General features: G+C 62.4%; 11 protein-coding genes. 1 reads left to right on the forward strand and 10 read right to left on the reverse strand.

From position 1 onward, the window contains the following. Positions 1-59: 59 nt before the first annotated feature. From Q8O96_RS14885 to Q8O96_RS14915, 7 genes are all read right to left on the reverse strand, one after another. On the reverse strand, positions 60-1,208 hold the full coding sequence (locus tag Q8O96_RS14885) for an iron-containing alcohol dehydrogenase (RefSeq protein WP_102861908.1): 1,149 nt from the start codon (positions 1,206-1,208) through the stop codon (positions 60-62). 141 nt (positions 1,209-1,349) lie between these two features. Beyond that, positions 1,350-2,174: an ABC transporter permease gene (locus Q8O96_RS14890; protein WP_102861909.1), complete on the reverse strand. Its 825-nt coding sequence runs from the start codon at positions 2,172-2,174 to the stop codon at positions 1,350-1,352. Between the two features lie 13 nt (positions 2,175-2,187). Beyond that, the gene (locus Q8O96_RS14895) at positions 2,188-3,435 is read right to left on the reverse strand and encodes an ABC transporter permease (protein ID WP_102861910.1); all 1,248 of its coding nucleotides are present in this window, start codon (positions 3,433-3,435) and stop codon (positions 2,188-2,190) included. A gap of 143 nt (positions 3,436-3,578) precedes the next feature. Further along, positions 3,579-4,640 carry an ABC transporter substrate-binding protein gene (locus Q8O96_RS14900; protein ID WP_102861911.1) on the reverse strand — a complete coding sequence of 354 codons (1,062 nt, stop codon included), beginning with the start codon at positions 4,638-4,640 and terminating at the stop codon, positions 3,579-3,581. Positions 4,641-4,681: 41 nt separating this feature from the next. Next, entirely contained in the window at positions 4,682-5,806 is a 1,125-nt protein-coding gene (locus Q8O96_RS14905; RefSeq protein WP_102861912.1) for an ABC transporter ATP-binding protein, read from the reverse strand. Between the two features lie 261 nt (positions 5,807-6,067). Next, entirely contained in the window at positions 6,068-6,697 is a 630-nt protein-coding gene (locus Q8O96_RS14910; protein WP_102861913.1) for a response regulator transcription factor, read from the reverse strand. Positions 6,698-6,710: 13 nt separating this feature from the next. Continuing rightward, the gene (locus tag Q8O96_RS14915) at positions 6,711-9,110 is read right to left on the reverse strand and encodes a PAS domain S-box protein (protein WP_102861914.1); all 2,400 of its coding nucleotides are present in this window, start codon (positions 9,108-9,110) and stop codon (positions 6,711-6,713) included. A 74-nt stretch (positions 9,111-9,184) separates the two neighbouring features. Here Q8O96_RS14915 and Q8O96_RS14920 point away from each other — a divergent pair, with 74 nt between their 5' ends. Next, positions 9,185-10,174, forward strand: a complete 990-nt coding sequence (locus Q8O96_RS14920) for an alpha/beta hydrolase family protein (protein ID WP_115581059.1) — start codon at positions 9,185-9,187, stop codon at positions 10,172-10,174. 49 nt (positions 10,175-10,223) lie between these two features. On the opposite strand, the gene Q8O96_RS14925 is transcribed toward Q8O96_RS14920, so the two are convergent. Genes Q8O96_RS14925 through Q8O96_RS14935 form a run of 3 tightly spaced genes read right to left on the reverse strand, consistent with a single transcriptional unit; the run spans position 10,224 to position 12,689 of the window. Then, complete coding sequence (locus Q8O96_RS14925; protein WP_102861916.1) at positions 10,224-10,991, reverse strand: TerB family tellurite resistance protein; 768 nt, start codon at positions 10,989-10,991, stop codon at positions 10,224-10,226. A gap of 1 nt (position 10,992) precedes the next feature. After that, positions 10,993-11,667 carry an N-acetylmuramate alpha-1-phosphate uridylyltransferase MurU gene (murU, locus tag Q8O96_RS14930; protein ID WP_305949031.1) on the reverse strand — a complete coding sequence of 225 codons (675 nt, stop codon included), beginning with the start codon at positions 11,665-11,667 and terminating at the stop codon, positions 10,993-10,995. Beyond that, on the reverse strand, positions 11,664-12,689 hold the full coding sequence (locus tag Q8O96_RS14935) for an aminoglycoside phosphotransferase family protein (protein WP_115581060.1): 1,026 nt from the start codon (positions 12,687-12,689) through the stop codon (positions 11,664-11,666). Before Q8O96_RS14935 ends, murU begins: the two co-directional genes overlap by 4 nt. Between the last annotated feature and the right edge of the window lie 74 nt (positions 12,690-12,763).

Consider the following 12,763-nt stretch of genomic DNA (forward strand, 5'->3'; position numbering starts at 1 on the left):
ATCACGATGGCGCGCATTGTATACCTCATGCTTTGGAGCGCACACCGTAACCGCGATCTTCAGTAAGCCGCGCGATAGATCTTCTCGATATCGGCAGGACTCAGTTTGCGCGGATTATTGCGCATCAGGCGCTCAATACCCGCGGCCTCCAACGCCATGGCGGGGATGGCCTCCTCCGGCACGCCAAAGCTGCGCAAGCCGCTGGGGATTTCCACCGCAGCGCACAACGCAGTCATTGCCTCCACGGCCCGATCAGCGGCCTCGCTGGCACTCAAATGCGCCGTCTGGACCCCCATGGCTTCGGCGATATCCTGCATACGCTCAACGCAGGCCATCTTGTTCCAGGTCATGACATAGGGCAGCAGCAAGGCATTGCCGACGCCATGGGACACATGAAAACGTCCACCCAGCGGATAGGCCAGGGCATGCACCGCCCCGACCCCGGCATTACCGAAGGCCATGCCGGCCATCAGGCTGGCGGTGGCCATGTCCTCCCTGGCTTGCAGGTTGGCCGGATTGGCATAAGCCTTGGGCAACGCCTTGACGATCAGTTTGATCGCACCAATGGCCAGGGAGTCGGTGATGGATGAGGCGTTGAGGGACAGGTAGGACTCGACAGCGTGAACCAGGGCATCGACACCACTGGCGGCCGTGACGCTGCGGGGACAGGTCAAGGTCATCTGTGGACTGACCAGGGCCACGTCCGGCAGCAGGTAATCACTGACAATGCCTTTCTTCAACAGCGCCGCCTTGTCCGACAGGATGGCCACGTTGGTCACTTCCGAGCCAGTGCCGGCCGTGGTGGGAATGGCGATCAACGGTGGTCCTTTGCGCGGGACCTGATCAACGCCGAACAGATCCTCCAGGGCGCCATGGTAGCCCGCATAAGCCGCGACACTCTTGGCGATATCGATGGCGCTACCGCCCCCAAGGCCGATCAGGCCGTCATGCCCGCCCTCGCGGTAGACCTGCATGCAGTCTTCGACAATGGCGATCTCTGGGTCCGGCTGCACCCGGTCGAAAATCTCATAACTGCGCTCACCCAGGTGTGCCAGCGCCAGTTCCACCGTGCCCGACTTGAGCAACGCAGCATCGGTGACAATCAGCGGGTTATCCACATCCAGTCGGGTCAGCTCGGCGGCCAACTGTTCGATGGCGGTGCTGCCGGTGAGCAGTTTGTGGGCGATCTTGAAAGAGGAAATACTCATGTGCGCAGCCTCTTATATAAAGGTAGGAGCCGGCACAAGCGTAGTCGCGGATTGTCGATTGTCGCCTATTCAGCAGACGAATTCCCTTCTCTCCCTGACCGGTGCCGCGCCTGGCAACACCCGTCAGGAAGGCCAAGGACCTCACACCTGGGCGGTGCGCAACTTCTCACTGCGCCCACGCAGCCATTCCAGAGTCAGCAGCAGAATCACCGAGAAGGCGATCAGCAGCGTGGCGGCGGCGGCGATGGTCGGGCTGAGGTTTTCGCGGATACCGCTGAACATCTGCCGTGGCAACGTCGCTTGCTCGGGGCCGGCCAGGAACAGGGTCACCACCACTTCGTCGAACGAAGTGGCGAAGGCGAACAGCGCACCACTGATGACCCCAGGCGCGATCAGGGGCAAGGTCACCCGGCGAAAGGTGGTCAATGGCGAGGCGCCGAGGCTGGCTGCAGCCCGCACCAGGTTGTGGTTGAAGCCTTGCAGGGTCGCCGACACGGTGATGATCACGAAGGGCACCCCCAGCACCGCATGCACGACGATCAGCGAGAAGAAACTGTTGCCCATGCCCAGCGGGGCAAAGAACAGATAGCTGGCAACGCCGATGATCACCACCGGCACCACCATCGGCGAAATCACCAGGGCCATCACCAGCGCCTTGCCGGGGAAGTCGCCACGGGTCAGGCCGATCGCCGCCAGGGTGCCGAAGACCATCGCCAGCAAGGTGGCGGCCGGGGCGACAATGATGCTGTTCTTCAGGGCTCGCATCCATTCGGCGGAAGCGAAGAAGTCCTGGTACCAGTGCAGCGAGAAGCCCTGCAGCGGATACACCAGAAAGCTCCCGGAGTTGAACGACAGCGGGATGATCACCAGCACCGGCAATACCAGGAACAACAGGATCAGGCCGCAGAGAATCCGCAAGCTGTAGAACCAGACCCGTTCAACGGGCGACATGTAGGGGCTCAGCATTTCGATTCTCTCCTTAGCTCAGGCGCAGGCGACTGGCGCCCACCAGCCAGCTGTAAATCAGATAGAGCACGATGGTCGCCAGCAACAACAGGCCGCCCAGGGCCGTAGCCATGCCCCAGTTGATACTGGTGTTGGTGTAGAAGGCGACGAAGTAGCTGACCATCTGGTCGTTCGGGCTGCCCAGCAGCGCCGGAGTGATGTAGTAGCCGATGGCCAGGATGAACACCAGCAGACAGCCGGCGCCGACCCCGGCGTAGGTCTGCGGCAAATACACCCGCCAGAAGCTGGCGAATGGATGGCAGCCCAGGGAAATCGCTGCACGCATGTAAGTGGGCGAGATGCCCTTCATCACGCTGTAGATCGGCAGGATCATGAACGGCAGCAGGATATGCACCATGGAGATGTAGACCCCGGTGCGGTTGAACACCAACTCCAGCGGCTTATCGATCACCCCCATGGCCAGCAGCGCACTGTTGATCAAGCCGCCGGACTGCAGCAGCACGATCCACGCCGCTACCCGCACCAGGATCGACGTCCAGAACGGCAGCAGCACCAGGATCATCAGCAGATTGCTTTTGCGCGCCGGCAGGTTGGCCAGCAGGTAAGCCAGGGGATAGGCCAGCGCCAGGCAGATCGCGGTGATCACCAGGCCCATCCAGAAGGTCCGGGCGAAGATGTCCAGGTAGATGGACTGATCCGGGGTGGCCGGGGCCAGTTCTCCCAGGTCATCGATGCGATGGTCCACCGCCGCCAGCAGATAATAGGGCGTCAGGCTGCTGGTGTTGCGCCGGATCGCCTGCCAGTAGGCCGGGTCGCCCCAACGCTCGTCCAGACTCTCCATGGCTTCTTTATAGGATTCGGGCTCGGCCTTGAACGGCAAGGCACGGGCGGTCTTGGTCAACAGGCTGCGATAGCCGGCCAACTCCATGTTCAGGCGCTTGGACAGATCGCCCAAGGTTTGATTCTTGCGGGCTTCGAACAGGTCTTCGCTCAAGGCCTTGTAGGCCGCTTCGGCGGGCAGGCCACGACCATCCCAGGCACTCACGGCCGCGACAGTGCGCGGCATGCCCCCGACCACTTCCGGGTTGCCGACGCTCTTGTACAGCAGCGCCACAATCGGTACCAGGAACACCAGCAGCAGAAACAGCACCAGAGGCGCGATCAAGGCCTGTGCCTTCCAGCGGTTGACCCGCTCGGCACGGGCCAGCCGCTGCTTCAAGGTCGGGCCGGTGACCGCGTTCAAGGGAACGGTGATGGTCATGACAAACTCCGCGAATCGAACTTTCGAATACAAACCACCGGGGTAGGAGCGGGCTTGCCCGCGAACAAGGCGCATCAGGCGACACCGGTGGTGGTGCCGATCACGCCCTCGCGAGCAAGCTCGCTCCTACAACAGCGGGGTGGTTACTTGGCTGCCCAGGCGTTGAAGCGCTGCTCCAGTTGCTCACCGTTGTCAGCCCAGAAGCTGACGTCGATCTGCACCTGGTTGGCGATGTTTTCCGGGGTAGTGGGCATGTCCTTGAGAATGTCCTTGGCCAGCAGCGGCACGGCCTGGATGTTGGCTGGGCCGTAAGCAATGTTTTCCGAATAGGTTTTCTGCTGCTGCGGCTGTACCGAGTAGGCAATGAACTTCTTCGCGGCTTCAGCGCGATCCTTGTCCAGGCCTTTGGGAATGGCCCAGGCATCGAAGTCGTAGATGCCGCCGTTCCACACCACTTTCAGGTTGCTTTCCTTTTGCACTGCGGCGATCCGGCCGTTGTAGGCCGAGCTCATGACCACGTCGCCGGAAGCCAAGTACTGCGGCGGCTGGGCGCCGGCTTCCCACCACTGAATGTAGGGCTTGAGCTCATCGAGTTTCTTGAAGGCGCGATCCTGGCCGTCCTTGCCAGCCAGGACTTTATAGACATCCTTGGGCGCGACGCCGTCGGCCATCAGGGCGAACTCCAGGGTGTACTTGGCGCCCTTGCGCAGACCGCGCTTGCCCGGGAACTGCTTGGTGTCCCAGAAGTCGGCCCAACTGGCGGGGGCCGCTTTCAGCTTGTCGGCGTTGTAGGCCAGCACCGTGGACCAGACGAAGAAGCCCACGCCGCAAGGCTGGATGGCACCCTTGACGTAGTCTTCGCTCTTGCCGAACAGGGCCGGGTCCAGTTGCTCGAACATGTCCTCGTCGCAACCGCGGGACAGTTCAGGAGACTCGACCTCTACCAGATCCCAGGACACGCTCTTGGTATCGACCATGGCCTTGATCTTGGCCATCTCGCCGTTGTACTCGCCAGCAACGATCTTGCCATGGCCTGCGGCTTCCCAAGGCGCGTAGAAGGCTTTGACCTGAGCCGCCTTGTTCGCCCCACCAAAGGACACCACGGTCAGGTCGGGACCCGCCGCCATGGCGTGTGCCGCACCCAGCATGCCCAGTGCCACAGCGATAGCGCTGAGGGGGGCGGTGAATTTCAGGGATCTCAACATTATTGTGTTCTCCACGTGCAGGTTGGTGTTGCAGGGGGCGATCAATTCGCCTCTAGAAGCGGGTCAAGCGCGCGAACGTGCTCGACTTGCCAGCCAAGCGGCACCACGTCGCCCACCGCCAGCGCAGGATCGAGCTCGGCAATCGGTTGTTTCACGAAGAAGTCGCTCTTGCCGCAGACTTCCAGGCGCACCCGGACGTGGTCGCCCAGATAGATGAATTCCGCCACCCTCCCGGAGAAGCGGTTGACGCAGCGTTCGCTGGAGCCGTTAAGGCTCACGCGCTCCGGACGGATGGAAAGGGTCACCGGGCCGCCGACCTGGCCGACGTTCACCGCCAGCGCCTCGACTTTTTCGCCACGCCCCAGCTCCACCACGCAACGCTCGCCGGTATGGCTGTGGAGCCGACCGTTGAGACGGTTGTTCTCGCCAATGAAGTTGGCGACGAAGGTGTTCTTGGGCTCTTCGTAAAGAGTGCGCGGCGGGGCAATCTGCTGGATTTCGCCCTGATGGAACACCGCCACCCGATCGGACATGGTCAGGGCCTCGCCCTGGTCGTGAGTCACGTAGACCACGGTCACACCCAGGCGCTGGTGCAGATGCTTGATTTCCATCTGCATGTGCTCACGCAGTTGCTTGTCCAGAGCCCCGAGGGGTTCGTCCATCAGCACCAACTGCGGCTCGAACACCAGGGCACGGGCCAGGGCCACACGCTGCTGCTGGCCACCGGACAATTGCGCCGGATAACGCTGGGCGAAGGCATCGAGCTGAACCATGCTCAGCACCCGTTTGACCCGTTCACTGATGTCGGTCTTGCTGAGGCCGCGCACCGACAGCGGAAAGCCCAGGTTCTCGGCCACGGTCATGTGCGGAAACAAGGCGTAGTTCTGGAACACCATGCCGATGTCGCGCTTGTGCGGCGGTACATTGTTGATGGAGCGCCCGGCCAGCTGGATCTCGCCGGCGGTTGGGGTCTCGAAACCGGCCAGCATCATCAGGCTGGTGGTCTTGCCGGACCCGGACGGCCCCAGCAGGGTGAGGAACTCGCCTTTGCGAATATCCAGGTTGAGGTCTTTGACGATCAGGTTTTCACCGTCGTAGCTTTTCTGCACACCACGAAAGCTGACCAGAACATCGTTGGCCCCAGCGCTTGAATCAACCTCGCTCATACCCACACCTTTTGTTTTAGACGGCTGTGGAACAAGCCTAGTGGAGGCCGCAGGCCGCGCAAATCGGGGCGCAGGAGAGATTCGCCTCAGCCGCCTGGAAGGTTGCGTGTAGGGATTGCCCTACAAGGATGGCGGGATTGGATAAGGGCAGAGGCCAGCGGCAAGCTACAAGCAGCAAGAAACGGCAGAAGGCCGAAAGCGGGGATGTCGTAAATGGATAAGTGCCCTCCCCGGGAGGTGGAGAGAGCACTGCAGATGACGTCAGAGCAGCTTGTGCTCCATGGCGTATTTCACCAGTTCCGCCAGGGAGGTGATATTGAGCTTCTGCATCAGCCGCGCCTTGTGGGTGCTGATGGTCTTGCTGCTCAGGGCCAGTTGCTGAGCAATGTCATTGACGTTGGCACCCTGGGCCAGGCGTTCGAAGACCGAGAACTCGCGCTCGGAAAGCAGCGAATGCAAGGGCCGGGCATCGGTCAGGCCGACCTCGAAGACCATACGGTCCGCCAGGTCCGGGTCGATGTAACGCCCACCGGACGCCACCTTGCGGATTGCCGTCAGCAACAGTGAAGGATCGCTGTCCTTGGTGGCGTAGCCGGCAGCGCCGATCTTCAGCGCACGCGCCGCCATCTGCGCCTCGTCATGCATCGACAGCACCAGGATCGCCGGGGGATTGTTCAGGGCCCGAATCCGTGGAATGGCTTCCAGGCCGTTTACCCCGGGCATGGAGATATCCAGCAGCACCACTTCACAGGGCACTTGGCGCAGGGTTTCCAACAGCTGTTCACCGTTGCTCGCCTCGCCCACCACCAGCAGGTCCTTGGCCAGACCGATCAGCTGCTTGATGCCTTCGCGGACAATGGTGTGGTCTTCGGCTACCAGTACACGGATCACGCGCGTCTCCTCGTTATTGTTCTCGGTCCAGGGGCACCCGGACACTCAGGAGGGTGCCCTCTCCCTGTTCACTGTGCAGCGACAGGCTGCCGCCCATGATCAGCACCCGCTCGCGCATGCCCACCAGGCCAAAGGACGTCGGGCGTGCCGAGGCGGTGTCGAAACCAAGGCCGTCATCGCTGATGGTCATGCACAACTCGCCCTCTTCCAGGGCCAGGGTCAGTTCCACAGTATGCGCCTGGGCATGGCGCATGACATTGGTCAGGGCCTCCTGGAGGATACGAAACAGGCCGACGGCCTTGGCGTCACTCAGGCGCGGCAGGTTATCCGGCACTTGAACCAGGCAAGGGATCTGTGTGCGTGCTTCGAACCGTCGGGCCTGCCATTCGATGGCCGACGCGATGCCCGCATCGAGGATCGGCGGCCGCAGGGCCGTGGCCACGTCGCGCACCAGTTGGAACAGTTGGGCAATCAGGCGCTTCATGCTGTTGAGTCGTTCGTGCAAGCCCGGGTCGAGTTGGGCATAGGCCAGTTCGCACATGGAGGTTTCCAGCTTGAGCACGGTGAGCATCTGCCCCAGCTCGTCATGGACTTCCCGGGCAATGCGGGCCTTTTCTTCTTCGCGCACGCTTTCCAGGTGCGCCGACAATTCCCGCAATTGCTCACGGGAGCTGGCCAGCTCCAGCTCGATGCGCTTGCTTTCGCTGATGTCCCAGACAATGCCGTCCCAGACAAAAGCGCCGTCATCCAGGCGGCGGGTGATGGCCTTGATCTCGGCCCAGCGCTGCTGGCCCTGGCGGGTCAGGATGCGACCTTGCCAGGACCAGTCGCTATCGGTGTCCAGGGCCTGATCCTGGGTCTGGTGATAACTGGCCTTGTCGTCCGGGTGCACCAGGCTGCGCAGGCCGGTGTCCCGGTGGGCCAGTGTCGCCGGCGAGTAGCCCACCAGGGTTTCACTGCCTTCACTGATATAGGCGAAATCGATCTGCCCGGTGACCGGCGCTCGCTCCAGGCGGAACACCAGGCCCGGGACGTTGGCGGCGATACCCTGCAGGCGCGCCTCGCTTTCCCGCAGCGCCGCCAGCGCACGACGACGCTCGGTGACGTCATTGAGGTAGACCACCAGGTATTCACTGTCGCGAAAACGCAGGAAGCTCAAGGACACGTCCGCCGGCAGGATACTGCCGTCAGCACGCACGCACTGGGTCTCGAAACTCTGCGCGCCCTCCTCACTGGCCCGGGCACGCTTCCACAGGTTGAGCCAGCGATCCATGTGCAGGTTGGGTTCGAAATCGATCAGCGGGCGGTCGATCACTCCGCCCGCCGGATAACCGAGCATCTCTTCAGCGGCCCGATTGGCATAACGCACATGACTGTCCCAGTTGACCCAGAGAATGCCCACAGTGCTTTGATCAATGGAAAACTGGGTCAGGCGCAGGGCTTCTTCGCTGGCGGCGCGCAGGGCGATATCCTCACGTGCCGCCAGCAACCTCTGCTCCAGACTGCGTTGCTGACGACGCTGCCAGAAGACAGTCGCCAAGCTGGCCAGCAACAGGATCATCAACAGTAGGCTGAGGTTCTGCCAGACGCCGGGGGATTCTCCCAGGCGCGGGTACTTGGGCTGCAGCCAACGACTGTGCAATTGCTCCAGCTCCTTGGCCGGGATCGCGTGCAAGCCAGCCTCTACGATACTGGCCAGCTCCGGCCAGTCGCGACGGGTTGCTACCCGTAACAGCTGCGGCAGGCCGATATCCCCCACCACCGCCAACCCGGAAAACTCTGCCTCCGCCGACAGGCGACTGAGCTGGGCTTCATCCACAACCGCATAACGGGCTTGCTGGCTCAGCAGCAGTTGCAGGGCCTGGCGCTCCAGGGGAACCCCTTGCAGATTCAGGTTGGGGTAGGTCAGGCGCAGGTAATCGGCCACCGCGCTGGGCATGCGCACCGCGACTCGGGCCTGGCTGTCGAGCTTCTCCAGTTCCACGGCCCCCGCGCCCTTGCGCTCACCCACCACCAGCTGTGGCACACGCATATATGGGTCGCTGAACAGCCACAGCCTCAGGCCCGCGGGCGTCTGGGTCAGGCCGGGGGCCATGTCCACTTCGCCGTCGCGCAGGGCTCTTTCCAGCTGTGCCTGATCGGGAAAGTTGCGCCAGCTGAGTTCAATCTTCAGCGCCTGGGCCAAGGTCTGCATCAGTTCGACGTTAGCCCCGGACAGGCGCTGCAGACGCCGGTCGTATTGGGCGAACGGTGCCTGCAGTACCAGCCCCACCCGCAACTCCGGGTGTTGTTCAAGCCATTGACGCTGCTCGTGGCTCAAGGGGGCTGTGGGCACATGGGGCGTCGGTGCCGCCCCGCCTATCAAGGGAAGGCACAGACAGCCGATAAGCAGAAGGCAGCGAAAACGCATCATCTGAAGTCTCACACCCTGACAAATACTGACCAACCCATTAGGCTGCCGGAATTACTTCTGGCCTGGAATATCCGATGCCCCTTGTCCACCGCTCGGCACTGCCTGCATTGTGCCTGTCGCTGATCCTGCCTTGGACCTTTTCTGTGGAAGCCGCCGACCCGGCCCCGGAAACCAAGAGCCCCGAGGAACAACCGGCGCAACGCCAAACCCTGCCTGAACGCAGCCAGGAAGATGCCAGCGCCCTGGAGCGTCAGTTGCCTGCCCAGGAGCAACAACAGTTGCAAGCCGGTGGCGACACCTTCCTGGCCCTGTGGAAACCGGCCAACACCAGCGAACCCAAGGGCGTGGTGATTATCCTCCCGGGAGCCGGCGAAAGCGCCGACTGGCCCCAAGCCGTGGCCCCACTGCGCAATAAACTGCCGGACACTGACTGGGGCAGCCTGAGCCTGACCCTGCCGGACATGCTCAGCGAAGCGGCACAACCGCGGATCGTCGAGGCCGCGCCGCCGCCAGCGGACACCAGCAACACCGCCAAAGACGCCAGCGCCGAGGCCAAGCCCATCGAACAAGCCGCCGGTGGCGAAGCCGACGTGGCGGACCGCGCCGTCGCAGAAAGCACCGAAGAACAGGTCAAGGCCGATGCCGAGCGCATCTTCACCCGGATCGATGCAGCCCTGGCCTTCGCCGAACAGCAGAATGCCCGCAGCATCGTGCTCCTGGGCCACGGCACCGGCGCCTACTGGGCCGCACGCTACCTGAGCGAAAAGCAGCCCTCCCAGGTACAGAAGCTGGTGATGGTGGCTGCCCAGACACCTGCCAATGGCAAGCCACAACTGGCAGAGCTGACACCGACCCTGAAGCTGGCAACCGCAGATTTCTACTATGTCGACAAAAGCGCTGCGCAGAAAGCGGCACTGGAACGACTGCAAGCCAGCAAGCGCCTGAAGCATTCAAACTTCAGCCAGATCGCCCTCAAAGCCCTGCCCGGCAATCATGCCGCCCAGCAAGAGCAGCTGTTCCGCCGGGTACGTGGCTGGTTGAACCCGCAGAACACCGACAGCTGAAGAGCTCGAGCCGCCACTGCCTGACTGGCAATGGCGGCCCGGCCACGCCTCAGCGGAAATCCCGGCGCTCGCGTATCAGGGCATAGGCGCTGTGCAATTCACGGGTCGTTTCCGTCGCCTCCCGCACCTGGGCTGCACTGGCACCGCTACCGGCGATCTTGTCCGGGTGATGACGACTAAGCAGGCGGCGATAGGCGCGCTTGATCTGTGCCGGTTCAGCAGTGGCAGCAACCCCCAACAGGCGCAACGCCTCCTGATAGGTCAGGGTTCCCTCGGCCAACGACCTGCGCGCCGGGCCATACTCCTGCGCCAGCGCCTGGATCTGTTCCGTGGTCCAGCCCAGCCATTTACCCCAGAGCTGGATCAGTTCACGCTCCGCCGGACCCACCCGGCCATCGGCCCAAACCATCCGCCAGCAGGCACGCAACACACCCTCCGCGGCATGGGGCTGGGCACTCAGGCGCCGCAGATAACCGCGCAGACGGTCATTGCCCGACTTGCCTCGATTGAAGGCTGCAATGGCACGGCGCTGGGCTGAATCGTTCATGTCCAGCGAACGCATCTCCTGACGCGCCTGCTGGATATGCCCATCCACCACCCGGCCATCACTTTTCGCCAAGCGCCCCAGCAACACGAACAGCAATTCATCATTGCGCAACGCTGGGCGACCGCCCAGGCGCTCACGCACATGCGCCCAGCTGTGCAGTTGCAGGCGCCGGTCCAGAGCCTGCCCCAACAACGCACCAAGCATGGCCCCCGGAATGCTGGCAATTGCAAAACCCGCTCCGGCTCCGATCAGAGTCCCTGGCCACCACATATCAGCGCCTCGCTTGCAGCAGGGCTTCGACCTGCGCCAGACGCTCGACCGTTCCCACGTCGATCCATTGCCCCTGCATATGCTCGCCGCTGACCTGTCCCCGGGCCATGGCCTCGCGCAACAGCGGTGCCAGTTTGCAGGGGCCCGGGACACAGTGCTGGAACAAATTCGGATGCAGAACCGAAATCCCACTAAAGGTCAGGGCTGCAGCTCCGGGCCGGACATCGTGCAACATCCCGTCCTGCAGGCAGAAATCGCCACCGCTGGGATGGTGCGCCGGGTTATCCACCATCACCAGGTGAGCCAGTCCAGCCAGGGGCCGACGCAAGGAGGCGAAGTCGTAGTCGGTCCAGATATCGCCATTGACCACCAGAAACGGCTCATCCCCCAACAAGGGCAAGGCTTTGAAAATACCGCCAGCGGTTTCCAGAGGCTCGCTTTCCGCCGAGTACTGAATGTTCAGGGCCCAGCGTTGACCGTCGCCAAGGGCGTCCTCGATCTGCTGGCCAAGCCAGGCATGGTTGATGACGATGTCGCAAAAACCCGCCTTGGCCAGCGCCAGCAGGTGGTATTCGATCAGGGGCATGCCGGCTACAGGCAACAGCGGCTTGGGGGTGGCCAGGGTCAGGGGGCGCATGCGCTCGCCCTTGCCGGCGGCCAGAATCATTGCCTTCATGCATCGGCTCCCGCTGGCTGGCGCAGGCTGAGCAGCAGTTGCGAAAGCTCGGCCAATTCGGGACGACGGGCCAGCACTGCTTCTATATAGGCAAAGAACCGTGGCACGTCGGCCAGGTAACGAGGCTTGCCATCGCGGTGGCATATCCGCGAGAAGATACCGATCACCTTGAGGTGACGCTGTACGCCCATCAGGTCACTGGCCCGGAGGAACTCCTCGAAGTCTTCCTGGACCGGAATCCCCAGCGCTCGGGCCTGGTGCCAATAGCCCTCCAGCCAGCCACGCACCCGGGGCTGCGGCCAACTGAGGAAGGCATCCTTGAACAGGCAGGTCACGTCGTAGGTCACTGGGCCGTAGACCGCATCCTGAAAGTCCAGCACCCCTGGATTCGGTTCGCTGAGCATCAGGTTGCGAGGCATATAGTCGCGATGCACCAGCACCTTGGGCTGCGCCAGGGCGCTGTCGATCAGCAGGTCACTGACCCGCTGCCACTGTTCGCGCTGCTGCGCACTGAGCGTGACAGCCAGTTCACGTCCGACGTACCACTCAGGAAACAGCTCCAGCTCACGGCGCAAGAGAGCGACATCGTAGCTGGGCAATGGCGCATCCATCGGCAACTGTTGAAACGCCAGCAAGGCCTGCAGTGCATCGTCGAAAAGTGCATCGGCATTGCTTTCGTCGATCACATCGAGATAGGTCTTGTTGCCCAGGTCGTTGAGCAATAAAAAGCCCCGAACCAAGTCTTGGGCATAAATTTTCGGCACATTGATGCCGGAAGTCGCCAGCAACTGGGCGATATCCACGAAGGGTTTGCAGTTTTCCTGGGGGGGCGGAGCATCCATGACCACAAAGCTGCGGCCTGCACCCTGCCAACGGAAATAACGGCGGAAACTCGCGTCGCTGCTGGCCGCGGTCAATGTCGCCGGGGGTACTTCACCCCAGCCTTGTGCTGCATAAACAATCGCCAACTGCTCATCGAGCCAAACTTTCAGGTGTTGCAAGCGTACATCTTGGTCAGGCATTACAAGGGTCTCCGACGGCGCTAGCCGTCAAGCGGGTCATGCTTTATTATCCAGCATCTTTTTCAGACCATCGA

This window comes from Pseudomonas sp. LPH60, from assembly GCF_030718165.1.
In the GTDB taxonomy this organism is placed as follows: domain Bacteria; phylum Pseudomonadota; class Gammaproteobacteria; order Pseudomonadales; family Pseudomonadaceae; genus Aquipseudomonas; species Aquipseudomonas danubii.